This window comes from Altibacter sp., from assembly GCF_019913785.1.
In the GTDB taxonomy this organism is placed as follows: domain Bacteria; phylum Bacteroidota; class Bacteroidia; order Flavobacteriales; family Flavobacteriaceae; genus Altibacter.
Map to the genome: position 1 here is coordinate 56,977 of NZ_JAIOHK010000072.1, position 24,729 is coordinate 81,705.

A 24,729-nucleotide genomic window follows, 5' to 3' on the forward strand; every position below is an offset into this window, starting at 1 on the left:
TTTTAGATATGAAACGATATGCGCTGTAGCACCAACTATTCATTTACCACTATTTTTTGCTTTCCATTAAACAGCATTAAGATAAGATATCCCAGAAGCCCGAGAACGATAGACGATAGAATTGCCAGAGAGAAGCTACCCACTATATAGGTTTTAAGGTGTTTCATTACTTCAAAATTCTGGGTCATTTCTTCCATGGTATAGGAATATGTTTCACCCAGTACAAACTGTCCCATTTTGGAGCTGGCATAAAGAACAAACGGAATAAACGGAGGTAGGCTAACGTTGGAGAAGGTAAATGCGATCGCTTTATTCAGCTTAAAAAGTATGGCAAGAAAGATCACGATGATGGTGTGAAAACCCCAAAAAGGCGTTAATCCAATAAATACACCAAGGGCGATGGAGAGTGCTTTTTTTTTGGGAGCATCTTTATTTCCCAAAAAATCTTCCATGATAAATCTTTTAAAACCCTTCTTTTTCAGTTTTTTGATAATATCCCTAGGCAGAATGTAGATAAAGGTCAAAATGACCAGACAGGTATTTAAAATACTAATTCTGGTAAAATCTTTAAAAGGCCTAAAATGAGAAACTCTTTCGGATTCGTCATAGGACACTTTTATCGGCACATTCTTCACCAAAGTACCTTGCCAGGCTGCTCTAACGATGACTTCTATTTCGAATTCAAATTTTTTGGTGTAAAACTTAAGATGTTTTAAATGACCTATGGGATAGAGTCGGAATCCCGATTGCGTATCCTGTAATCGAATGCCCGTCTCTACCCAATACCAAAAATTCGAGAATTTATTGCCAAAGCTGCTTTTTTTTGGCACGCCCTCTTGAGACATATTTCGAGCTCCAATTAGCAGCACATTCTTGTTTTCTTCATTTTCTAGTGCTTCTACAAATACCTGGATGTCTTCAGGAAAATGTTGGCCGTCACTATCGATGGTAATTGCATACTGAAACCCTAATTTTTCGGCCTGTTTAAATCCAAGTCGAAGGGCGTTCCCCTTTCCTTTATTTTTAGGAAGTGTTATTTGTTGGAGTTGTGGGTAGTCTTTTAAAATTACAGCTGTACTATCTGTTGAACCGTCGTTTACAATAATAATATCTTTCGTAAACACAAGGACTCCGTCAATTACTCTTTTCAACGTCTTGTAATTATTGTAAGTAGGAATAATTACACAGCATTGCAATGCCTTAAGTCTTGTATTAATTGCGTTTAGCTTCATTTAATGGCTCCCTTGAAATTTTACAATTACACAAGAGGTGTACGTTGTTGAATAGCGAGTAAAAATAGACATTCAATTACGAAGTATCAAACTTTAAACACTAATGAATATAGAAAATTAGTTGGGAATTCGGCCTATTAAAACAGATCTTTTTCTTCGGAAGTAAAGGAATTGGATTGCTGAATAAATGACCGAACAAACACCTTCACTTCGTTTGAAGAAGTGGTGCCAAAATGATCGATTATAAACTGTTTGTCTTCGGCCAAGTTTTGTTGAAACTTTAAAAATTTTGGCGTATTTTCTTGAACGCTCATTCGCAATACCCGAATTTCGATATTATTCGGATTTGCATTGGCTGCAAAATTAAGCATGGCAGCACCTTCTTTAAAATAGCTTTTTTTCTCCTGTTTGCCTTTGGTGTACTTTGCCATTAATGTTAAAACGGCGCCCTTGTACGCGACCAGTACTTTATCATCGGTCTTTTTTACTTCGGCCAATTCTTTAAAAAGCAAGGCGGTCGCTTCCTTATTTTCCGAAGCTTTAATATAAGCCGTTCTTAATTCGCTTAATTCGGGCAAAAATGCAGTGCAGAAACAGATGAACAATATGGAAACCGCCAATTTCATTAGTCAACTATTTTAAAGGTGGCACTTAATTTCAATGCTTCGGTATCGTTGAACGAAGTGATGTTTTTAACCTTTACCTCATCGCCATCTTCACTTATTAGCAAGTCGAGATTCAAAACAGGATTCACGTCCGGGTTTATAATGGTCATAAATTTAATGTTGGAAGAAACCGATAGGAATAGCTTCTTATCTATAGCCTCTTCGGTGAGTTCTTTGATGATTTGAATCATACAAACTCCCGGCATGATAGGATTTCCCGGAAAATGACCCTTAAAAATATCATGGTCCTTATTTAATCGCACTGTGGCCTTTACGCCTTCTGCAGATTGCTCTAGGGCAATCACACTATACAATTCTTCTATTAGCATTTAGTCATTTTTGATATAGTCCAAATCAATGAACAGTTTTATATTATGATGCTGTATGGTAATCTGTTGGGCTATTTCCTTTGCTTCGGAATAAAATACAATCTCAAACTTCTCTTTCCTTTTTGAAGCATTTATTATGCGCTCGAGTCTGTTTTCGACACTGTTAAAAAAATAATAGGCATCTCTTTTCCCACCTTCCGATTTGTAAACCGAATGACTGTCTGAAACAAATTGCTCACTCACTTTACTATTTTCAGAAATTAATAATTTAAAATCTTGCCGAAGCGTATTGACCAATATTTTCTTATTTAAATCTTCAACAATAAAATTTAGGGTAAAGGTATCACCTTCATAGAGAAAATCAAATACCTTACTTCCAAACTCGGTGGTAAACACCACACGATGTATATTTTTCGATAGTTTTTTTACAATTAAGATCCCTCCAAAGTACCTGCCGTATACCTCAATTTTCGCCTTATAAACATAATCGGTCGCTTCGTTTGCAAAATACGGATTCACAATTGCGGTTGTGGTAAGAGGTGCAATTCTCAATCCTTCGGTGGTTTTTAAAGCACAGGAAGACAGGGTCGCGATTGAAAGAAAACTAATTAGTAAAAACCGCATCGCTTAAGCTGCTATTTAGCGTCCTGTTTTTAAAAATAATCTTAGTGAAATCGCCCGAAGGCTCTATCATTTTAACTTCGATTACGCCTCCGTCATCCCTATCAAACACCAGCTCAAAGGAAGCAATATAGTTCGCAATTTTCTTGTCATATGGCTTAAAGATGGCCTTATTCATATTTGTGGTTTTTAGGTAGGAGATTTTAAAATCTTCATCCTTGAATAAGGTGCCCTTTACACTGTTTACAATGAGTTCGTTCAGCTTTTTAAAAAGTTTACTGCTCCCAATATCTACCGAACTCTTAGTTCCCCCATCATTAATCAACATTTGGTCGTCTTTAAAAATAACACTGTACTGATAGGGTGTTGTATATTCCCATTTAACCCATCCGGGGGCCTTAAATGCCAATTTACCGGAGGTCTCAATATCATTGTCCAAAAAATCCAAATGCTTGTACTGCACGAAATCACTTTTAATGGTCGACGTAGCCTTCGATGTAGCTTCTACCATACTCTTAAAAGCGGCAATTTCTGCTTGATTCATAGGGGTTTCCTGAGCCAATAAGGTGACTGGGAAAATCAAGCATAGTAGGATAAGAAATGACTTATGCATAGGGTTCAATATTGAGCAATTGATCTACAGTGACCGATTTCAAATGGTTTGTCTGCAAAAATAGCAATAACTGTTCCAATACGGCGATTGTTTTTTTACTGCTGTCGTGAAGTAAGATAATATCCCCTTTTTGCAGGTTGCGAGTGATTCTCTTAAAAATGATTGCTTCTGAAAGCATGGTGGTATCAAAAGATCTTTTACTCCATCCAATAGACGTTAGGCCGGTCACTTTGAGCGCTTTTTTTATGTTTGGATTCGTTATTCCGAAGGCAGGGCGGTACAGTTTCAGTGCTAGTCCCAAAGTATCTTTCACAACTTTATTGGTCTGCTCCAATTCTTGAACAACTTTTTCCGAAGAAAAAAACCCAAAGGCATAAGCATGTGAATAGGTATGATTACCAATAGTATGCCCTTCAGATAGTATTTGCTGAACAATCTCCGGATGGGATTCCAAATTTTTGCCTACACAGAAAAAAGTAGCTTTTGCCTCATGCTTTTTCAGAAGGGATAAAACAGCAGGTGTAAATTGAGGGTTTGGGCCGTCATCGAAAGTAATGGACACCCAATTCTCGGTCATGTGTTTATTTTTATTCAGAGACGGTAGATGGTAATTCCAACCTATAAATGCAGATCCCATCGCAGTGATCAAAAGCCAACTAAGCCCTAAAATAACGTAATAAATCCAATCGAACGCAATCAAAAAATTGATGAAAAGCAGCAGCACCGCTACACCCAGCGTAATTTTGTTTATGGTATTAAACTTTAGCATTTTTGCAAAAGTACGAAACTGTGGTTCTGACCTCTGTATTGGTTGTACAGCAAAATTCTATTCAATTTTGAAGATGTTATTGAATTCAGTTTTGTGTCCTCGGGAATTTGCTGAAACTTCAATATTTTGGACGCTAACCAAACACCAAATGAAGATGCGGTATTGAATTCCCCGCTTAGATGTTTGTAGTACGCTTGTGGGATTTTTGAAAACAAACCATCGCTTAACTCGCGATAATAGGTATCAAAAACAACATCTCCGTTATTCCCCATGACCAACAAATCGATATCCTCCACCTTTAGCTCCGCAGTGGCTAAAAAGCGTTCCATCGATTGTGAAAGATCTTCCTTATCGAGCGTATTCAAAATATCAACCGCCAAAAGTTCGGCGTAGGCTCCTTCTTTCTTCTGATTTGAAAGAACAAAAAAGTTTGCACCTTCACCAAAGACTGCACCTTCGGTATTCGATTCAAGTAATCGTGCCGACGACACCATTTCGGCTTTAATATGATGCACTAATTTATGAATCTTCACCGTATGTGCTCCTAACTCATCCACACCACCTACCAAAATAGTTTCGGCTTCTTCCATAGCCAATTGTAACTGGGCATCCAGTAAGGCCGATTCGAACGAAATACTCGAATGCACATAGGTAAAATTATATCCTTTACATTCCAGATCGAGTGCAATTTGTCCACCTACCGTATTGTGTGTAGATTGAATAAAAGAAGTTGGCGTTAAATACTCCTCCTTGTTGTCGATAATAGCACTGACAAATTTTTCTGATTCCACTAAACAACCCATCCCAGTACCAGTGATAATTGCATCCACCGAATCTAGACCCGCATCGCTCAATGCAATTTTGGATGCAACAATACCCATCTTAATTCCTTTTGCCATTCTCCGAGCCGCAGCAGGTGGAATATAGTCTTTATAAGCAGGGTCGATGGCCGGGACCACATTGGCTTCATAGATCTCAATTTCATCCAAAAATTGGCTGTTATCAAAGGTTTTTTGGCAGGAGACTGAACCCACGCTTTGTATAAAAACTCGCTTCATTAGGGTTCTTTTGTAAAAATTAAGGTAGAGCAATTGCCTCCAAATCCTAATGAATTCGACAATACAGCGCTCAATGTTTTTTCTTTAAGTGTGGTTTGAGGTGTGATTTCAAACTCCTTCATCTGGGTTTTAAAATTGAGGTTTGGATAAATCACACTATGCTGCAAGGCCAATATGGAATATACTGCTTCAATGGCTCCTGCCGCTGCAAGCGTGTGGCCTGTATAGGCTTTTGTGGAGCTAAACTCGGGAAGATTCTCTCCAAATACACGTATCAATGCCTTTCCCTCAGAAAGGTCGTTATTACCTGTTGCAGTTCCGTGGGCATTTACATAATCGATGTCTTTAGGATTAAGACCTGCCACTTTTAAAGCCTTTTCCATCGCCAAGGTAGCACCGTCTCCATTTTCGGATGAGGCCGTTTGATGATAGGCATCGTTAGCATTTCCATATCCTTTTACATAGGCCAGGACTTTTTTGTTTTCGGCCTTAACAACCGCATCACTTTCCAATACAAGAAAAGCTGCTGCCTCGCCTAAATTTAAGCCCTTTCGATTTTCATCGAATGGCGTGTTATAGGTATCTGAAAGTATCATTAAGGTTTTAAAGCCGTTTATGGTAAACTTCGACAAGCAATCGGAACCTCCCACTACAACCCGATCCAACTTACCTGCTTTAATTAGACGCGCTCCAAACATTATGGCATTCGCCGCCGATGAACAGGCGGTACTTATAGTAGTGACCAGCGAATGATTAATTCCTAGTTGTTCGGCAATTTTCTGGGAAGAATCGCCTGCATGATGTCCATCAATATATTTCTGAAGGCTTTTTTCCTCGAGATATTCGTAAAAATACCGTTCGGTCATATCCATACCTCCAACACTTGTGGCCGAAATCAGGCCCGTTTTGTATGTATCAATATTTGTTATTTGAGCAGCTGCAATTGCCTGTTTAGCGGCAATTGCTCCAAGTAAGGCAGTTCGTGAATAGTTGTTATTGGAGTCGAGAGCGAGTTGGGATTCCAGTTCGGCGTTTGAAAAATTAATCTCACCCACCATGATCTCATTTTTGTGAATGGTGTCTATCCAAGCTATTCTGGAAATTCCTTTTTTTTCACCAATAAGGGCAAGATAATTTTCTGCCACGGTGTTTCCTATGGCCGAAATAATTCCCATTCCGGTAATTGCTACTCCTTTGCCCAAGAAAATTTATTTTGTACGATGCTCGGCAATATAATTTGCCATCACCTCAATTGATTCAAAAATCTTTCTCCCTTCCTTGGGATCCAATAATTTAATTCCGTAGTCCTTATCAAGCATTACAATTAGTTCTAATGCATCGATAGAGTCAAGACCCAAACCATCTCCAAAGAGGGAATCATCATCGGCGATGGTATCGACCGAAATATCTTCCAAATTTAATTGTTCAATAATTTTCGCCTTCAGTTCTTGTTTTAAATCGCTCATAATCTGTATAATCTGTTTATTTCTTTTTTGTTATGCGGAATACTTCCCTTATCACTCACCAAATATAAAAAAGCTTCATAAGTATCGGTATCAAAATCCACCCAGCCACCTATAACTTTTTCAGCTTTATTATTTAAAAAAAGACCATTGGTATAGTCGGCTAAATGTTCGGCACTAAAGCGGTCAAAGATAAAAAAACTATTTTCGGAAAACAGCCTATGTTTTATACTAATCTCACCAATACAAATATTGGGTAAGGTATACACAAAAACGGCGGGACTGGGAAAGTAATCCTCTTTATTTGCAATAGACGCCTGGTGTTTCCGGTCGGTATCAAGGCTTGATGCTCGGTTGGAAAGTACAATGGCTATATTCTGTTCTTTGTTTGTTGCTGAAGGTATCTCTTTCAGCAGCACATCGGCGGCCAAAAAGGCCAATTTGCTGAGGTTATCCATTTTAAAGAATTTAGGATACCCGGTATCCAATGCGTTGTATGCCGCTTTGATAAAATCGGGAAATGCTTCCGAAGCATTCTCAAATAATAGGGTTCCATTCTTGGAAACGGTATTATTCCTTATGTGTGAATAGGATTGTATAAATTTATTGGTCTTCAGCAAAACTTACTTCTTTTTACACACTAACATGGTGTGGTACTCTCCCAAGGCTATATCTTCTTCAATCCGGAGGCCGGCCTCGTCTATTAATCGCATCATCACTCTTGAACTATACATCTTACTGTTTCCGTTTGCCAGCACAGTGAAATAAAGTGAGGTTGCTTCTAGAATAAACTTTGCATTGTCAAACTTCTGCCTATCGGTAAAGGTTTCGGTAATACGCAATTCGGTCGAGGCATCCATTGAAGCAACGCAGGTTCGCAATACCTTTACGATCTCTTCTTCAGAAAAACAATCCAAAAATTGACACATCCAAATTTGGTCAGCGCCCTTCGGAATTTTAGGGCTTTCCGAAAGCCAATCTATTTCCTGTCCTGAAACACGATCTTCAAAACCATTGCTCTTAGCATTGGCCAAAGCCTTATTTAGTTGGCCCGGCAAATCGACAATTTTCACTAAAATCTCTTGATTGAATTTACAACACTGAATGGCAAACTTTCCAGTATTCCCGCCAATGTCAAAAAGCACTTTTGGTTTGGATTGAAAGACCAGTTGTAACGCTTCCTCAAAAATATTATCCGAGTAGTGATGGTCAAAATCGAACCATGCTTTTTGTGCTTCGGGGGAAAGCTGTGACAGGCCTTCGTAGATCGTTTTCCAGTTACCCAGTTCTTTTAATCCTTCGGGTTTACCTTTAACAATTGAATCGCTTAAATGAAACAAACCCTTATAACAAACATCATTTGTAAAATTAATATTGGCATTGGCTGTGGTGTTGTAATTCAAGAAATAGCCAACTTTTGTAAGTTCGTATTTTCCCTCCTCGCTTTTGTCAACTAAATTGGAACTCTCGGCAATTTCTAAAAGGACTCCAATGCCATACGCACTAAGTGATAATCCCTCCGAAATTTCCTCGATGGTTGCTCCTCCTTCATCTCTTTTATCGAATATAAAATCAAAGATTCCTAGTTTGCGAAGTGAAACTGTGGCTTGAAAAACGAAGGGTGCAAAAGCAATTTTTTGTGCTTCTTCCAATGCTTCGATTGCTCTCATTGCTTTTTTTGACATTTATCTCTTAATTTTCTGAAAAATTATTGCTGTATTGCATCCCCCAAACCCCGAGGCGGTTTTTAAAAATACATTTAATTCTTGTGCCCTCGTCCCGGTTATAATATTTAGAGGTTGCGATACGCCCAGTTCCTCAAAGCCTAGTGATGAAAACAATTTGTTTTGCTGAAGGGAATGCATCCCTACTATGGTTTCCAACAATCCAGAAGCACCCAGCGTATGACCAAAATAACCTTTCAAACTATTGAGTGGCACTTCGGAAAGCCCCAACCTATTAAAAGCAATTGCCTCCATTTCATCATTGAAAGGGGTCGCCGTTCCGTGCGCCGAAATATAATCAATTTCATTGGGTCTCACACCAGCTTCATCCAAGGCCGAAATCACACTTCTGTACAATCCTTCTCCGGTTCGTGACGGACCCGAAATATGGTTTGCATCATTGCAAGAAGCATCCCCTAGTATCTGAACCGCTTCCGCCGCTAAATTGTTTTTTTCTGAAGTAACCAAAACACTGGCCGCTACCTCTCCAATATTAATTCCATCTCTGTACTTGCAGTAGGGTTTACAAGGTTTATTGCTTAAGGCCTGAAACGAATTGAATCCCGAAACAATAAACTCGGTTACAAGGTCTCCACTTACAATAAAGACGTGATCGAATTTCCCTTGATTAATAAAACGCTTCGCAACTCCAACGGCCAAAATTCCCGAAACGCAGGCATTCGAAAGCACTATGGCTTCGGTTTTAAATCCGAAAAAATTCTTGATTAGGGTACCCAATTCACTTAAATACGCCCGCTTTTTAGGGAAAGGATTATTGGTTTCTAAGGCATCAATATTTCCCTTTGTAGTGGAAATAATTAGCCCCACTCGTTCATCCAATGCCAAACCCGATGCCTTGATTACCTTCTCAAGTGACACCAACATCATTTGTTCCAAGCGCGTAAAAGACCCATTGGTATTTAGAGATTCAAAAGCTCCCGATAAGGTTTCGGTTGGAATTGTGGAGGCGTAAAACGCCTGGGGTGAAATATTCTTATCAGCTATGCGAGAAATACCACTCACCCCATCCGCTACGTTTTTAACCACTGTAGGGCTGTCGAATCCTAAGGAAGAAACTATATTGTTATATGATACATAGACGCTATTCACTTAACAATCCTTCTTTCTCTTTCCAAGCCTTAAAAAATGGTGGAATCGTTAATGATAATTCGCCTGAGTCCAAAGAAATAAACACCTGTATTGTTTCTCCGGTACATACCAATTCTCCTTCTGGATTAAAAATTTCATATCTGAAAATCATTTTGGCAGCGGGGGAATCTACGTAAATGGTTTTTATAGTTGCCACATCGCCATAACGAAGCGGTAATTTATGTTCGCTAGTCGACTTTACAATAGGTGAGGCAAATCCATTCTCTTTTTGATCCAGATAGGAGATCCCGTGATGTCTGCCAAAAGCCTCTCTTCCATCTTCAAAATACTGAATATAATTTCCGTGCCATACAATTCCCAAAGGGTCGGTCTCTACAAATCGCACCCTAATTTCATAGGTATAATTAATTTCTCTGTTGCTATTATATCGCATTTTTCTTTTCATTATAAACAATTGAAATAACTGTTGTGATGATAAAAAACATGAATAGAAGTCCAATTTCAGGGAGAATCTCCTTCAAATTCGAATTTCTTAAAAATACATCATAGAATCCGTTTAAGCCCCAATTCATCGGTGATAAATTTGACACCAGTTGCATAAACTTCGGCATTACAAAAACCGGAACCCAAACACCCCCTAAAGCGGCTAAAATTACCACAAATGTGGCCCCAAACGGAGCCGATTGTTCCTGTGTTTTTGCTACGGTACCTAGCAACAAACCCAGACCAATTGCAGCCAAGCCTGCAAATGCAGCCACCGTAAATAAAAGTGGGAGTCGCCCTGCCACATCTAATGTAGGTAAGCCAATTGCGGGGAAAAGATATACGCCTATAATTAACATCAGGGAAAATTGAATGAGGCATACGGTTAGATACACCACCGTTTTTCCACCCAACACAGTAGCATAGTGTACCGGATTTGTTCTCAAGCGCACAAAGGTACCTTGGGTTTTTTCCTTGACCATATTTATAGAGAGCGGGACTATGATAAAAAAGATGGCAAATAGCGCCCAGGCCGGTACATTGTGTTGAGCCGAATTCGGTATTATATCCTTACTATCCTTCGTTGGGACCATTTCTTTATACGAGATAAAACGCTCCGTTTCGAAAATAGCCTCTTCTTCATCCTCGCTCAATTGTTCCTGAAACGCCTTGTAAATAGATTGGGTTTCTATTTGTGAAATCATTCTGTCGATTCCATTTTTTACCGAGCTTTTAAAACTTTGTTGTGTTGCCGGATCAAAATAGAGTATGATTTCCATGCGTTTAGGGACGCTTTCGGCGATTTGAAGACTATCTTCTTCCAGTCCGAATTTTGCCAAAATTCCTTCTACATTGTAGTTCACTTTTTTCTGAAGTACTGCTGATAGGTTTTCGGGAATTACGATCGCGAGTTGATATTCGCCATTAAATACTGCCCTTTTTGCCTCTTCCTCCGAAGCCTTTGTTATAATTTCTAAGGAATTAGAAGTCGATAACCCCTCAAAAATACTCTGAGACACACTCCCTTTGTCAAGATCAACCACTAGCACCGGAATCTTGGTATCGTTGATGGTTTTAAAGCTGCTGTCCTGAATAAGAGTAATAGTAATCACCAATACAAGCGGCATTACAAATAGGATGGCTAGTCCGCCAAGATCTCTTGAAAGTAACAAGGTTTCCTTATATGCAGAGGCTATTAATTTATGCATGGTCCCGAAGTGCTTTTCCTGTGATTGCTATAAATACATCTTCCAAATTGTGCGCGTTGGCCTGTTTGGCAATAAGATCGCTTGGGATGCCCTTACTGATTATTTTCCCTTCATCAATAATTGCCACCCGACTACAGAAATTTTCAGCTTCATTTAAATGATGAGACGTATAAATCATGGTAGTTCCTTCTGCATTTAATTGCTTAAGGTGATCGATAATTACATTTTTGGATTGCACATCTACCCCTACCGTTGGCTCATCCAAAAACAACACTTTGGGTTGGTGTAATATACTTGCTATTAGATTCACTCTTCTTTTCATTCCGCCCGAAAACGAATCGATTTTTTTATGTGCAAAACGCGTTAATCCCAGAATTTCGAGATGCTCGTCAATTGAATTTTTTAATTCACTGCCCTTTAGGCCGTACATGCTCCCGAAATAAGCAAGGTTTTCATAAGCCGTCAATGTAGGGTACAACGAATATTCCTGTGGTACAATTCCAATAAGTTGTTTGAGCTCGTTCTTGTTTTCCTTAAACGTACGTCCGTTAATCGAAAAACTCCCTGAAGTTGGTTTAATCAAGGAGCACAGCATAGAAATTAATGTAGTTTTCCCGGCTCCATTGGGCCCTAACAGGCCAAATATTTCTTGTTCCTTAACATGCAGGTCTAAATCCATTACCGAAAAATAATCGGCTCCTTTATACTTTTTGGATAGTTGATGGATTTTAATCATATTTCGGTAGCTTCAATTTTTTAGAAAAGCAACTTAATTTAGTGCTGACTATACGGCCTTTTTTAGTTTTTTAAAGAAAATCGCTTCCAAGTCGGCGATAGCTTCCAACTGAGTGGCAACCGCATCATAGACATCAATTTCCACATTGGCGCTACGGTTTCGGTAAATCCTGGATGCATCGACCGCAAAATCTCTCCAAAGATCGCCTATTTGTGTCATTTCGGTAGAAAGTTCCAATAACTTTTCATTTTGCAATAATTTGCCCGCTTCCTGCAAAAAGGCCGCATAAATATATCTAAAACCTCCACCTCCGGTCCCAATTTCTTCCTGCATTCTAACGATTTGCCCCAAATAATGATTGGCGACCTTAGTCCCTTTCTTTTTGGGCCACTTTCTAATGAGTTTGGCAATAGTTCGCACGCCTTTAACTCCAACATAAGGGACCGGCGCGAGCATATCGCGACAGGTATGTTTTATCCCCTTAACAATGGCCTTTTCTAATTGAAGTTCTTTGGGAAATGCTACCGGGTAATACATATGCCCCTTGGGAGCAAACGCTCCTTTCGCAAATCGCACTTTCTCAAGTTCTTTATCGGTTAAGGAAGTAACTCCCTCCATTACCGGATCACTTATAAGATAGGTGTTGCCTTCCTTTCCATAGACCACAAGATTATGGGCATTAAAGTGAAAGCGGTATTCATCGGGAAAATACGTTAAATTATATACTCCAACTTGCAGCCCAACAGGATTGTTCATGGCTAGGTTGGCATCTAATCGTTCCTTAGCGATACTTGGGTTTTTAAATTTTTCTCTTTTAAATTTTACACCAACCCTTTTCGCAAAGCGGTTAAAGATAAATCCCGGCATGGCTCTGTAGGTGATTGCTGGCCCATGATTTACCATCAGAAAGGGGATATAACAATACAGTAATCCGGATCCGATACCGAACACCATGGGTTCACTAACGACAAAGCCGTTATGTTTCATAAGATTAGAAACTACACCATTTTCACAATGGGCAGCTTGATGGTGGGTAAAATCTATTTCCATGAATTAGGATTCGATATGTTGCAATTCTTCGACTGAAATTTCAAATACATCGGCATATTTTTTTAATGTCTTCAAACTTAATTTTTTAAATACCGAAGGATTAAAATGTCTTTTTACTCTCCATTTCCAGAATCCAACATAGCTCGACAATACAGACAGGTCCATTTTATGCAATTCCATATAGTACTCTATCGGACTCGTTTTATTGTCTGTTACTCGTTGTTTGGCTCTTGCGATACGTTCATTAATTTCATCAAGCGCGTTGTTCAATGCAATGGTTTTAGGATCCCATCCGGTAGTGTGTTCGGTAATATATTCACCATTTTCATCCACCGCATAGCACAGCTCTCTCAGGTTGACCGATGCCAGATTGCTCTTATCCTGTGGAACTTCATTTTTTTTCATCAGGCCTCGTGAATTAGAAAGTTTAAGGTACAAGCTACAATTAATTCATCATTATTAAAAGTAGAGCACTCAATACTGCAGATGGTTACCGACCCAGTGTCAAATCGGGAGATTAATACTGCTTTTGTAGCAATTATTTCTCCTTCCTTCGGAAGACAAAATATTTCAACTTTTTTGATGGCACTAATATAGCCCACAAGTTTATTTCCCTTTCCATCCAAATCGTCTTTATCAAAATAACTCTGACCTACGATTGACGAACAGGTTTGTGCTGCATTTTCAATAAGACCTGTTTCTGAAAGCTTTCCTTCTTTCACAAACACGCAATCCGGTGTGATTTTAAATTGGGAATGTACCGAATTAGCATCTATGCTCACCAGCTTGCTCACCAATAACATCGGGTCTCTGTGCGGCAGAAAATTCTTAAACTCTATATGATCTTCTCTACTAAACTTCACGTATGTGCTAATACGGTTTTCATTTCACTGGTTGCTATAATCTTTCCGGAACATGTTGTTTCAATTTGAACAAGCGTTACACCCATAATGTCATGCAGAATGATGACCGAAGTTGTCAATTCTTGAGAGACCAAGGGCAGTTCAATAATTTCAACCTTCTTTATGGCGCCAATATATCCGGTTGGAGCTGGCTTGTTCATCAAAAAATACCGGTAGCCGGTGTGGAGCGCCACCGTTTGTGCCATATGTTCTATCAAGCCCGGTGCTGCAAATATATTGTCACTCGAAAAAATATTCTCTTTAGAAATAGTTAGGCCAGAAACTACCTTATTTTCAGAAAAAAAAAGCAGCTTATCGACCATAATAAAAGGCGCTTTTTGAGGAATCAAGTTTTGAACAAAACTTTTATCGGTAATTTTCTTGTCCAATAAATTCATTTAACAAACAGTTAAATACGCATAGGAGTATGAGAAACGGGCACTTTCGGGGACAGATAATAATATCTTATCTCCTTTTTTAAGCTTACCCGAACGCGATAATTCTTCGAGCATTATATAAATAGAGGCCGCTCCTACATTTCCAACTTTGCTCAAGTTCATAAACCAATTCTCCCAGGGGATTTCAATATTGCGATTCTTCATTTCATTATAAAGCCCTTCCTTAAAATAATAGGACGAAATATGAGGAAGATAGTAGTCGATATCGGTATGTTTAACACTGTGTTTATCGATTGCCATTTTTAAACTGTCAACGCCTTTTATAAGGATATTTTCACCTAATAAACGAGTGTCCTGTTTAATTGCAAAAATCGATTTTTGTGTCCACATTTCCGGTGAATACTCGCTCCATGGTTTTAAATTTCCATCCTGCAGCTTGTCTCCACCTGCGTACATACATGTTTCCATTTCATGCGCATACGAAAATCCTTCAATCCATTCAATTTTAAGCGATAAATCTCCCTTCGGACTGTTTTGTAAAAGGAAAGCACCGGCCCCGTCTGACAACATCCATCGTAAAAAGTCTTTATTAAAAGATAAAATAGGATGGTCTTCCAGTTCCTTTAAATGTTCAACTTCATTTTCGTACAAATTGGACTTCATCCAGGTAGAAACTCGTTCCGATCCGGTACATACCGCATTATCCACCTGTCCTGCTTTTACGGCCAGGAAGGCATATTTTAGGGCGTTCATCCCGCTACAACAAGCTCCGGAAGGCGAATTAATCTCTACATTTCCGTTTTTTAAGAAACCGTGTACCATGGATGCATGTGATGGTAGTATCTGGTCGGGAGTTGAAGTGCCACAGGAGAGTAATTGAATTTGGTCTTTCGTAAAGGTAGCATCACAAAGTCGCTCTACAGCCTCTTTAGCCAATTGGGCATTGTTATGTGTTGTTTCACCATTTTTGCCAATAGCGTAATATCGAGTCGTTATTTTATTGTTGCGCAATACAATACGGCGGGCCTTAGAGGTCTTCCCATTGATCACACCCAATTTCTCCTCCATATGATCATTGTCAACAGGCTCGTTGGGTAAAAATTTTGATATCCTTGTAATGTATACGTCTTTCATTAATCCTTCTTTGTAACTACACTTGAAAAATACAAATTCTCCCTTTTAATTTTATTGGCCATAATTGGATAAGTGAGCAAAAATACAATAAATACTATAGGTGCTAAACCCCAAATTGCAAGTAACAAATAATAATTAAAAAAAACGAGCCATTTCTTCCTTTTTGGATTACTTGGACCCCCTTTTTTAATAATAATATTTGCCCATTTAGAAAACAAAATATTTGCTCTTTTATCTGCCAGAACAAGAAACGGTTTTATACGTACCGCATCCAATTCTAGTAAATCTTTCTGAAGGTTTGAAAAGTTCGTAGACAAGAGACTTTCTTTAATGGGTGAACCAAACTTAAACGCCCCATTAATGTCTCTTTCCGAAACTCCGGGTTTTGGAAAAATCCCCCACATTCGATCTTTTTTACCTCCAAACATCCAGTGAGTGATCGTAATAACACTAATATGATTCATATGCCGATCCACTAAGGCTATATTGCCCACTAATTTTGCACCACAAGCGTACAGTGCTTTTTTTAGTTTCTCTTGCGCTTGAACCCACATATTTCTTGCACCAATAACTGTGATTACCGGTGTTTTATCAAGTATTTTTTTGGCCGCATCCGATTTTAAAAACGAATTTATCGGAATTGATGGTGTGAGGAACCAAACCTGATACCCTAAAATTACCAAATCGTATTTCTTCTCGAGAATTTCGGGTTTGGGATCTTCTATTTCGGACGGAATTTGAAGGAAGGATTCAGGAAAAACATCAAAAAATTCTTCCTTTTTCCATGGAAATTTATAGGCCTGCTTGGGTTCAATTTTATGGTAGGTAAAAGTAATATCAGGGTCGGCCATACCCAGAGTGATATTTTTTAAAATATCGTATAACTGTCCTGTTTGTGAATAATAAACTACTAAAACTTCTTTCATTTCGCAGATTTTTCATTCCAGAAATTAAAATAATTAAACCATTGCAAGGGGTATTTAGACAACATCCAGGCTACATTATCGGTATATTTTTTAACCAGCCCTTCTGCATCTCCGTATGCAACTTCTGCTCTTCGGGCATATAAATGATAATGTTTGGTAGATTCTTTCATGACATATACAAAAAGTACAGGAACCTTTAATCGAGATGCCAATACAAAGGGGCCGGCCGGAAATCTTGCCATTTCTCCCAAAAGCATTTCAGAAATATATTTGGTCCCTTCAAAAAATCGATCTCCTGTAAAACAAACGAGCTCCCCCTTGCTTAGGGCAGCGTTAATTTCAAAAATATGGGATAAATCATCTCCAACAAGAATAAATTTTATATTGGATTTTTTTGTCACACTTTCCAAATACTCTTTTATATTTTCGTGTTCGGCATCTGTAGTGACCAGGTTGATCTGCGAACGCGTATCTATTTCTTCAAAAAAATACTCGGCAAGTTCGAAATTACCAACATGAGCACTAATTAAAATACCCCCTGTTCCTTTATCCAATAGATCTATAATATTCTCTACACCGTCAAATTCATAGGTGAACTGATCTTTAAGGCCTGAAGCAATTGCCGATTTGTCGATAATCGTCTGACCAAAAACAAAATAACTTTTGAAAACAGAAAGGACGCTTTTTATTCTGGAATAATGAAGTCTTCTTCGGAAATAAAAATAGATATATTTCGTGCTTTTCCCTGCAAAGAAGCAAAAATACAAGGCCACAAAGAAAAGTAGTCCATAGGCTGCACGAACCCCTAAATTTCGAATAAAGAAAATGAAAATCTTATATCCTAAAACTGTACCTCTCGACTTTCCTTTCCATTCATCCGACATGTGTAAATATTGGTAATTTTCAGCTTATTTTTCTTTCGATAAGGTCATAAAAATCCTGAAGTGTTATAATCTTTAGGAAATCTTCTCCAACCAATTTAACGCCAAAATTAGCTTCAATTGCTACCACCAAATCTACAAAATCTAAACTATCCAATTCTAAGGTTTCTTTTAAATTCGCTTGAGGAGCAATCTCTTCTTCTTCAACCTCAAACTCATCTACAAGGAAATAGTTTATCTTCTCTACTATTAGCTGTTTCGTCATTTCTAAGACACTTTTTTTATAATTAATGCTGAATTTGTTCCTCCAAATCCAAAAGAATTGGACAAAAATACATCAATTTTTTTATTTAACATTTTACCGACAAGGTTTAATTTCGCTGCCTCCTCATCGGGTTGTTCTAAATTAATATTTGGGGCCACAAAGGAGTGTTCCATCATAAGCATCGAATAGATCACTTCACTTGCTCCCGCCATCCAACATTCGTGGCCTGTCATAGATTTCGTTGAGCTCACACAAGGCCCATTTTCACCAAAAACTTCAAAAATTGCTTTGGCTTCATTTGCATCTCCAACAGGGGTTGAAGTGGCATGCGCATTCACATAGTCTATTTCACTTGGTGTAAGATTAGCCTGTTGCAATGCATTTTTCATTGCTCGTGATGGTCCCTCAACATTTGGGGTAGATATATGCTCTCCGTTCGATGAAAATCCGTATCCAATGATCTCTCCCAAAATGGGAGCTCCTCGTTTTACAGCAGACTCATAACTCTCGACAATGAGCGTTGCAGCACCACCACTGGGTACCAATCCATCTCTGTCCTTATCGAAGGGGCGAGAGGCTTTGGAAGGATCGTTAAAATTCATCGAGAAAACACCCAAACCGTCGAAGCTGCCCATCGCAAGTTCATTAATTTCCTGAGCACCTCCACAAATAATGCAATCCTGAAGACCGCTTTTTATTAGTTGATATGCCATTCCAATAGCGTGGGAGCCACTGGCACAGGCCGCACTGATGGTGAAATTAATTCCGGTAAGTCTAAAAATGGTAGATAAATTCATAGTGACCGATGAATTCATCGCTTTGAATATCGCTCCAGAACCTACCAAAGTGGTGTCTTTTTTTTCGCGTATTTTATCGACAGATTCAATGACCGATTTGGCCGTGCTGTCATTTCCGAAGAGAATTCCCACTTCGTTTGAATCCAAGTAAGCTTGATCAATTTTTGCGTTTTCAAGGGCTTCGAGGGTAGAAACATAGGCGAAATTTGCCTCTTCGCCCATACTAATCCGTTCCCGTCTTGAAAGAAGATGTTTAAGGTCGGGAGCGTCCACCATTCCCGTTAATGGAGATCGATAGCCAAATTCCTTCCGGCTTTCGTCATAAACAATTCCGGATACGCCATTATATAGAGATTCTTTTACTTCTGAAAGATTTTTTCCTATACAAGAATAAATTCCCATTCCCGTAATTACAACTCGCCTCATCGTTCACAACTAGATTTTAAGAGTAAATTCCTCCATTTATATTAATTACTTCACCTGTAATATATGACGATTTTTCCGAAGCCAAAAACGAAACAATATGAGCGACTTCTTGGGCTTCTCCAAATCGGTTTGCGGGGATCATTTTCTTTAATTCTTTCTCATCTAGGGCATCTGTCATATCGGTTCTTATAAAACCCGGGGCCACTGCGTTAACAGTAATATTCCTTTTGGCCACTTCCTGAGCCAAAGCCTTGGTTGCAGCGATAAGGCCTCCTTTTGCCGCCGAATAATTAGTCTGACCGGCCGTCCCTTTCAATCCTGAAACCGACACCATATTGATGATCCTTCCGTAGCGATTCACCAATAATTTTTGAATTAATGGGTTAGTAACATTGAAGAATCCGTTGAGACTGGTATTTATAACATCACTCCAGTCTTCCGGTTTCATCCACATAAACAAGCCATCCTTTGTAATTCCTGCATTGTTTACAATCACTTCGACAACTGCCTCCTTGTGATTTTCGTGCCAAGCATCCAATTGTTTTTTCACCAATTCGGCATCCACGACATCAAATTGAATAATTTCACCCGAACCACCAACCGATTGGACCTCTCTTAAAGTTTCGAGTGCCGCTTCTTTATTGCTATTGTAATTTATCAAGATATGATAGGACGTATCTTTGGCTAGTTGAACACATACAGCCCTCCCGATTCCTCTCGAACCTCCTGTTACCAGCGCGTATTTTATTGCTGCTTTTTTCTCTTCCATTATTTATTTGTGTACGACGCTCGGTATATGCTTAGGTGCGAATACTTCCAAAATTATTTTTATTTCGAGAAGTTTTCTGCGTTTTGATACCATTTTCCACCTATGGGATCTCCACTCTTATTTATAAAACCCCATAATTTTTTATACTTCACACGAGCCACTCCGTTTCTAAACCCTTTTAAGTTATCCTTGCTAAAAAGTGACAATCCACCTGCTGTGATTTCGTATTGCGCAGGAATCACCATTTTCCCTTTGGTATCAATAAATCCCCACAATTTACTTTCTTTCACAGGTGCCAAACCATCCGATGAAAAAGTTTCGGCATCTCTATAGTTAAAAGGAACAACTTCCTCTCCTTTTTCATTTATATAACCCCATTTTTTACCTTTTGCAACTGGTGCCAAGCCATTATTGAATGCTCTTGCCTTATCGAATGTTGGCTGAATCACCCATTCACCCTTAGTGTTGATAAACCCAATTTGTTTATCTCTGCGGGCATAGGTTAAATTGGAATCTTCGGTGAAATCCCAGATTTTATCGGTGTTTTCTACAACAGTAAAATTCCCTTTTGCGACAATTCCGAATGACTCACCTTTCGCCGCCCAAATGGCTTTGCTGCTATAATCGCTTAGTTCGGAATACTCCACCGGTATGTAAACACTACCCGCTTTACTTATCATACCCCATTGATCCCCATTTCTAACTCTTGCGTATCCGTTAACGAATGGTTTGATGACATCATAGCTAGGCTCAAGGACTACCTTCCCATTGGTTCCAATAAGTCCAATCTTCTCACCAACCCTGTAAAATGCAACTCCATTATCGAAGTCATAGAATTTATCTTGTACCGGGGTGCTTAATACAGTCCCTGAAGGGGCGATATAGTTCCATTGGTCGTCGTCGTTCAATACGAGTGCATACCCCGAATTAAATTCCTTTACCCTTTCATAGATGGGTTGAATAACCCATTTACCCGAACTGTCAATAAACCCCCATTTCTTATCCTGAAAGGCGGCAGCATAACCTTCCTTAAAATCACCCGCCTTCTCAAACTGTGGCGAAATTACCATAGAGCCAGACGTGTCGATATAACCAAATTTGTCATTGTCCCTTACTAAAGCCAATTCTTGGGCATTAATAAATCCAGAGTTGGCCAGAAGGCCAAGCGCGAAGAGAAGTACCTTTTTCATAATTTTAATCTTCAGAGTTAATTATATGTTCTTTTACATTGTTTACAAAAGGATACATGACAACATCTTGGGTAAAAACGGGTACTATTTTTCGAATTTCATCAAACATTTTCTTTGTCTTAGACGATACCTTATTTTGGACTTCTAAATATTCAATAGCTTGAACAATTGTGATCAATTCGATGGCTACGACTTCAAAAGCATTTTCAATTACCTTTTTTGTAATCAGGGCCGCATTAGTTCCCATACTCACAATGTCCTGATTGTCATTATTATTGGGGATACTATGAACATACATTGGGTTGGAAAGCATTTGATTTTCTGCGGTGGTGGACGTCGCAGTAAACTGAACTCCCTGCATTCCAAAATTTAAACCCAGCGTACCCAAATTTACGAATGGGGGTAAGATATCGTTCAATTTTGAATTAAGCAGATAGTTTAATTGCCGTTCTGCCAGCATACTCATTTTGGCAACGACAATCTTAAGCTTATCCATCTCTAAAGATACATAATCTCCGTGAAAATTACCACCGTGATAGACATGCTTTTTTTCAACATTTACAATGGGATTGTCATTGGCCGAATTTACCTCTTCAATTAATATTTTTTCTACATTATTGAGTGTGTCAAGCACCGGACCTAAGATTTGTGGAACACAACGCAAGGAATAGTATTCCTGTACTTTTTCCTCAAAAACAGTAACCGTATCATTACCATTATTGCTATTGTACAAATGATGTGCTCGTTTCCTGGTAAGGGAACTATCTTTTAAATGCGAGCGCATAGATGCAGCAATTAGTCGCTGTCCAGAATGCTTTTTAGTATTGTTTAAATCTTCCGACAAATGATCGTCATACGCTTCTACTATCTCATTGATAGCCGAAGAACAACTAATCATCCAATTGAGGAGTCTCCTAGTATAAATTGTATTTACTACACCAATTCCCGTCATTACCGAAGTGCCATTCATAATTGCCAGTCCTTCGCGTAGGGCTACTTTAATTGGCTTAAGACCTTCCTTCTCAAAAACCTCTTTGGTATTTCTTTTCTCTCCTTGATAGTTAACCTCACCTTCTCCTATTAATACCAGCGCCATATGTGCCAATTGCACCAAATCACCACTGGCACCTACTCCACCATGTTCATAGATAACCGGAGTAATATTTCTGTTAATCAATGAAGTCATTAATTCGATCACCGAACTGTGTACCCCCGAATGACCCAAACTCAATGTATTCAGTCTGGCCAGCATTGCCGATTTAACATACATGGTTGGAATTGGATTTCCGGTACCTGAGGAATGACTGCGAATTAAGTTGTACTGAAGTTCAATTCGTTGAGAATCTTTTATTTTATACTGAGCCATTGGACCAAATCCTGTATTGACCCCATAAATAATCTTATTTTCAGAAAATTCTTTTAAAAAATCAAAGCTTTTCTGAACCGTATCCATAACTTCATTGGCAATTTGTATCGATTCATCTTTAAATACAACATCGTAAAAATCTGTAACACCTAACTCCCCTTTAATTGTCAACATCTAATTTAGAATAACTTTAAATGACTACTAATTTAACCCTCGAATAAAAATTGCTATATTGAATGCAAATTTAATAATTTTAAGTAGCTATACACCAAATATATAAATCAATGTAAAGTAAGCTATGAAGAAAGACAACAACATCGACGTATTAATAATTGGCGCCGGCCCATCTGGCTGTGTTGCAGCATCTTACCTTCACCAAAAGGGATTTTCGGTTAGGGTGATTGAGAAAAGTATATTTCCAAGATTTGTGATTGGAGAAAGTTTATTGCCCCGTTGTATGGATCATTTTGATGAAGTTGGCCTCTTAGATTGCTTAAAAGAGCAGAATTTTGAAGTTAAAAGAGGTGCCCGCTTTTTGAAAAACAACGTTGTATGTGATTTTGATTTTAGCAAAAAACACTCTGAAGGATGGGATTGGACCTGGCAGGTTCCCCGTGCCGATTTTGACAATACACTTAGCAATGAATTGATTAAAAAAGGGGTTCCTATTTCATTTGAAAATGAAGTCGTGGATGTTGCATTTGCAGACAACGGGACTTCAAAAACTACGGTGAAGGACAAAGACGGAAACACGCAAATAATTTCTGCCAAGTATATTGTAGATTCCAGCGGCTACGGAAGGGTACTACCACGTTTGCTAGATTTAGACAAACCGTCCGCCCTGCCATTGCATTCTTCTATTTTTACTCATGTTAAGGAAAGCAAAAGACCTGAAGGAAGGGAAGGAACACTTATTACTTTCGACGTGGTGAAGGACCATGTTTGGTTATGGGTGATCCCCTTTTCGAATGGAGTAACAAGTATTGGGTTTGTTGGACCCACCGCACTTTTTGAACAATACTCGGGAACTACTTCAGAAAAACTAAAAGAAATGATGAAGCTTTCCAGCTATTATTACGATCGTTTCTATGGAGAAGATTATCTTTTTGATCCTCTTGAAATAAAAAACTACTCTAAATCTGTTAAAAAACTCTACGGAAAAGGATTTACGCTTACCGGTAACAGTTCCGAATTTCTAGATCCTATTTTTTCCTCGGGTGTTACTTTTGCTACCGAATCGGGATTGCTATCGGCCAAATTAATTGCAAAAGAGCTTCGTGGTGAAACCGTAAACTGGGAAACAGAATACTCAGACTACATAAAAGAGGGGGTAAATGTTTTTACCACGTACGTAGAGGAATGGTACGCCGGAAATCTTCAGAAAATCTTCTTTCACCGACCTGAAAACCCGGAGATTAAAAGTCAGATATGCGCTGTTTTAGCAGGCTATGTTTGGGATAAAACCAATCCCTTCATAAAAAACCACAACCGCCTTTTAAAAACGGTCGCACATATTATTGATTTGGAAAATGAAAAAAAAGAGTAAATAAAAAAGGGGGCTTTGAAAGCCCCTTTTTTATTTTATATGCGTCTATTTTGCTTTTTTCTTAATATCTGCCGCCACCTTCTTTGCCAGTTTTGCGTAGGCTTCTGAAATCCTATAACCTGAATCGAAATCGTACCCCATGGCTCCACCTCCTTCAACTTTTGTATAATTTGCAGAAAATAGTACCGAAGCAGGGTCGCTGGTTTTAAACACCGAGACAGTAGCTTCTATTTTAGCGTTTTTTCGAACTATACCAACGTTATAGCCTGCCCACATCATGGTAGTATGAATTTTCATAGTATATTCCGCTTCGGGTAAATCGGCTCCCACCTTAATTTGTCCATTATCAAATCGCTTGTTAAAAGACTCAATATACTTTGGTTCGTAGCGTTCCTCGCGATCTGAAAACCAAGATGCCTTAAACCTATCTCCCGTTCCAGGTTCTTTTTCATCTCGCTTGGCCATTTTATCTTTTAGAAAATCTTCTTCAGAGTCATATTTGGGAATTTGCACATTTGAATAATCAAATTCCAAATTATAAGCAGAAATACCTTTTAAAGCAGCATAACTGCCTTGGGTAATCTTAACTTTCTGAGCATAAACAAAAGCCGTACATGCAATTGCTAAAATAAGCGTTAGTTGTCTTTTCATATCTTAAGTGTTAAGGTTTTTACGTATTCAAACTTAAAAAAATTATATGGGAACTCCCCTTTATTACCTTATCAATTTAGAAAATTAATACCCAAAAAACAATAACTTCTAAGCTCATTTAAGATTATGGTTTTACATTTAGTTGGCCTACTAGGGCTCCCTTCGGCATCGCTCAGGATAAACTTCTCGCCCTACAAAATTCTCAAAAAAGAAAATCCCAACCTCTTTTGAGATTGGGATTTTACATTTAGTTGGCCTACTAGGGCTCGAACCTAGACTCTTCTGGACCAAAACCAGACGTGTTGCCAGTTACACCATAGGCCATTACCTTAATGTGGGCGCAAATTTAGTACAAACTTTGGCTTGTACAAAGATTTTTATCAAAAAAAGTGTTTTTCCGAAAAGTAACTCAAAATA

At 38.6% G+C, this 24,729-nt stretch carries 29 protein-coding genes and 1 tRNA gene; 1 reads left to right on the forward strand and 29 read right to left on the reverse strand.

Annotated elements, in window-relative coordinates; genetic code table 11:
• Window positions 1–35: 35 nt before the first annotated feature.
• From K8F54_RS12820 to K8F54_RS12950, 27 genes are all read right to left on the reverse strand, one after another.
• Entirely contained in the window at window positions 36–1,232 is a 1,197-nt protein-coding gene (locus K8F54_RS12820) for a DUF2062 domain-containing protein (RefSeq protein ID WP_290791569.1), read from the reverse strand.
• Window positions 1,233–1,369: 137 nt separating this feature from the next.
• Window positions 1,370–1,858 carry a hypothetical protein gene (locus K8F54_RS12825; protein WP_290791571.1) on the reverse strand — a complete coding sequence of 163 codons (489 nt, stop codon included), beginning with the start codon at window positions 1,856–1,858 and terminating at the stop codon, window positions 1,370–1,372.
• Window positions 1,858–2,226: a 3-hydroxyacyl-ACP dehydratase gene (locus tag K8F54_RS12830; RefSeq protein WP_290791573.1), complete on the reverse strand. Its 369-nt coding sequence runs from the start codon at window positions 2,224–2,226 to the stop codon at window positions 1,858–1,860. Before K8F54_RS12830 ends, K8F54_RS12825 begins: the two co-directional genes overlap by 1 nt.
• Window positions 2,227–2,850: a hypothetical protein gene (locus K8F54_RS12835; RefSeq protein WP_290791575.1), complete on the reverse strand. Its 624-nt coding sequence runs from the start codon at window positions 2,848–2,850 to the stop codon at window positions 2,227–2,229.
• On the reverse strand, window positions 2,831–3,391 hold the full coding sequence (locus K8F54_RS12840) for an outer membrane lipoprotein carrier protein LolA (protein ID WP_290791577.1): 561 nt from the start codon (window positions 3,389–3,391) through the stop codon (window positions 2,831–2,833). The genes K8F54_RS12835 and K8F54_RS12840 overlap by 20 nt, the downstream gene beginning before the upstream one ends.
• Window positions 3,392–3,452: 61 nt before the next feature.
• Window positions 3,453–4,229, reverse strand: coding sequence for a polysaccharide deacetylase family protein (locus K8F54_RS12845; protein WP_290791579.1), 777 nt, complete (start codon window positions 4,227–4,229; stop codon window positions 3,453–3,455).
• The gene (locus K8F54_RS12850) at window positions 4,223–5,287 is read right to left on the reverse strand and encodes a beta-ketoacyl synthase N-terminal-like domain-containing protein (protein ID WP_290791581.1); all 1,065 of its coding nucleotides are present in this window, start codon (window positions 5,285–5,287) and stop codon (window positions 4,223–4,225) included. The genes K8F54_RS12845 and K8F54_RS12850 overlap by 7 nt, the downstream gene beginning before the upstream one ends.
• Window positions 5,287–6,489, reverse strand: a complete 1,203-nt coding sequence (locus tag K8F54_RS12855; protein WP_290791583.1) for a beta-ketoacyl-[acyl-carrier-protein] synthase family protein — start codon at window positions 6,487–6,489, stop codon at window positions 5,287–5,289. Before K8F54_RS12855 ends, K8F54_RS12850 begins: the two co-directional genes overlap by 1 nt.
• 6 nt (window positions 6,490–6,495) lie before the next feature.
• On the reverse strand, window positions 6,496–6,753 hold the full coding sequence (locus K8F54_RS12860; RefSeq protein ID WP_290791585.1) for a phosphopantetheine-binding protein: 258 nt from the start codon (window positions 6,751–6,753) through the stop codon (window positions 6,496–6,498).
• On the reverse strand, window positions 6,750–7,367 hold the full coding sequence (locus K8F54_RS12865; protein WP_290791663.1) for a 3-oxoacyl-ACP synthase: 618 nt from the start codon (window positions 7,365–7,367) through the stop codon (window positions 6,750–6,752). The genes K8F54_RS12860 and K8F54_RS12865 overlap by 4 nt, the downstream gene beginning before the upstream one ends.
• A 6-nt stretch (window positions 7,368–7,373) precedes the next feature.
• On the reverse strand, window positions 7,374–8,435 hold the full coding sequence (locus tag K8F54_RS12870; RefSeq protein ID WP_290791587.1) for a methyltransferase: 1,062 nt from the start codon (window positions 8,433–8,435) through the stop codon (window positions 7,374–7,376).
• A complete protein-coding gene (locus K8F54_RS12875; protein ID WP_290791589.1) occupies window positions 8,436–9,584 on the reverse strand; it encodes a beta-ketoacyl synthase N-terminal-like domain-containing protein in 1,149 nt (382 codons plus the stop codon).
• A complete protein-coding gene (locus K8F54_RS12880; protein ID WP_290791591.1) occupies window positions 9,577–10,029 on the reverse strand; it encodes a thioesterase family protein in 453 nt (150 codons plus the stop codon). Before K8F54_RS12880 ends, K8F54_RS12875 begins: the two co-directional genes overlap by 8 nt.
• On the reverse strand, window positions 10,007–11,275 hold the full coding sequence (locus K8F54_RS12885) for an ABC transporter permease (protein ID WP_290791593.1): 1,269 nt from the start codon (window positions 11,273–11,275) through the stop codon (window positions 10,007–10,009). The genes K8F54_RS12880 and K8F54_RS12885 overlap by 23 nt, the downstream gene beginning before the upstream one ends.
• Entirely contained in the window at window positions 11,268–12,011 is a 744-nt protein-coding gene (locus K8F54_RS12890; protein WP_290791595.1) for an ABC transporter ATP-binding protein, read from the reverse strand. The genes K8F54_RS12885 and K8F54_RS12890 overlap by 8 nt, the downstream gene beginning before the upstream one ends.
• Before the next feature lie 48 nt (window positions 12,012–12,059).
• A complete protein-coding gene (locus tag K8F54_RS12895) occupies window positions 12,060–13,061 on the reverse strand; it encodes a BtrH N-terminal domain-containing protein (RefSeq protein WP_290791597.1) in 1,002 nt (333 codons plus the stop codon).
• 3 nt (window positions 13,062–13,064) lie between these two features.
• Complete coding sequence (locus tag K8F54_RS12900; RefSeq protein ID WP_290791599.1) at window positions 13,065–13,466, reverse strand: hypothetical protein; 402 nt, start codon at window positions 13,464–13,466, stop codon at window positions 13,065–13,067.
• A complete protein-coding gene (locus tag K8F54_RS12905) occupies window positions 13,466–13,924 on the reverse strand; it encodes an ABC transporter permease (RefSeq protein ID WP_290791601.1) in 459 nt (152 codons plus the stop codon). Before K8F54_RS12905 ends, K8F54_RS12900 begins: the two co-directional genes overlap by 1 nt.
• Window positions 13,921–14,361: a hypothetical protein gene (locus K8F54_RS12910; RefSeq protein WP_290791603.1), complete on the reverse strand. Its 441-nt coding sequence runs from the start codon at window positions 14,359–14,361 to the stop codon at window positions 13,921–13,923. Before K8F54_RS12910 ends, K8F54_RS12905 begins: the two co-directional genes overlap by 4 nt.
• Window positions 14,362–15,495, reverse strand: coding sequence for a beta-ketoacyl-ACP synthase III (locus tag K8F54_RS12915; protein WP_290791605.1), 1,134 nt, complete (start codon window positions 15,493–15,495; stop codon window positions 14,362–14,364).
• The gene (locus tag K8F54_RS12920) at window positions 15,495–16,421 is read right to left on the reverse strand and encodes a dialkylrecorsinol condensing enzyme DarA (RefSeq protein ID WP_290791607.1); all 927 of its coding nucleotides are present in this window, start codon (window positions 16,419–16,421) and stop codon (window positions 15,495–15,497) included. Before K8F54_RS12920 ends, K8F54_RS12915 begins: the two co-directional genes overlap by 1 nt.
• Complete coding sequence (locus K8F54_RS12925) at window positions 16,418–17,305, reverse strand: lipid A biosynthesis acyltransferase (RefSeq protein WP_290791609.1); 888 nt, start codon at window positions 17,303–17,305, stop codon at window positions 16,418–16,420. The genes K8F54_RS12920 and K8F54_RS12925 overlap by 4 nt, the downstream gene beginning before the upstream one ends.
• A gap of 19 nt (window positions 17,306–17,324) precedes the next feature.
• Window positions 17,325–17,567, reverse strand: coding sequence for a phosphopantetheine-binding protein (locus K8F54_RS12930; RefSeq protein ID WP_290791611.1), 243 nt, complete (start codon window positions 17,565–17,567; stop codon window positions 17,325–17,327).
• Window positions 17,568–17,569: 2 nt separating this feature from the next.
• Entirely contained in the window at window positions 17,570–18,790 is a 1,221-nt protein-coding gene (locus tag K8F54_RS12935) for a beta-ketoacyl-[acyl-carrier-protein] synthase family protein (protein WP_290791613.1), read from the reverse strand.
• A gap of 16 nt (window positions 18,791–18,806) precedes the next feature.
• Window positions 18,807–19,559, reverse strand: a complete 753-nt coding sequence (fabG, locus tag K8F54_RS12940) for a 3-oxoacyl-ACP reductase FabG (protein WP_290791615.1) — start codon at window positions 19,557–19,559, stop codon at window positions 18,807–18,809.
• A 59-nt stretch (window positions 19,560–19,618) separates the two neighbouring features.
• A complete protein-coding gene (locus K8F54_RS12945; RefSeq protein ID WP_290791617.1) occupies window positions 19,619–20,749 on the reverse strand; it encodes a WG repeat-containing protein in 1,131 nt (376 codons plus the stop codon).
• A 4-nt stretch (window positions 20,750–20,753) separates the two neighbouring features.
• The gene (locus K8F54_RS12950; protein WP_290791619.1) at window positions 20,754–22,289 is read right to left on the reverse strand and encodes an aromatic amino acid ammonia-lyase; all 1,536 of its coding nucleotides are present in this window, start codon (window positions 22,287–22,289) and stop codon (window positions 20,754–20,756) included.
• 124 nt (window positions 22,290–22,413) lie between these two features.
• Between K8F54_RS12950 and K8F54_RS12955 the strand changes: the two genes are divergently transcribed.
• A complete protein-coding gene (locus K8F54_RS12955; protein ID WP_290791621.1) occupies window positions 22,414–23,661 on the forward strand; it encodes an NAD(P)/FAD-dependent oxidoreductase in 1,248 nt (415 codons plus the stop codon).
• Between the two features lie 45 nt (window positions 23,662–23,706).
• Here K8F54_RS12955 and K8F54_RS12960 read toward each other — a convergent pair whose 3' ends face one another.
• Together K8F54_RS12960 and K8F54_RS12965 are read right to left on the reverse strand one after the other, a co-directional pair.
• Entirely contained in the window at window positions 23,707–24,312 is a 606-nt protein-coding gene (locus K8F54_RS12960) for a hypothetical protein (RefSeq protein ID WP_290791623.1), read from the reverse strand.
• 251 nt (window positions 24,313–24,563) lie between these two features.
• Window positions 24,564–24,636: transfer RNA gene (locus K8F54_RS12965), tRNA-Gln, on the reverse strand.
• Window positions 24,637–24,729: the final 93 nt, after the last annotated feature.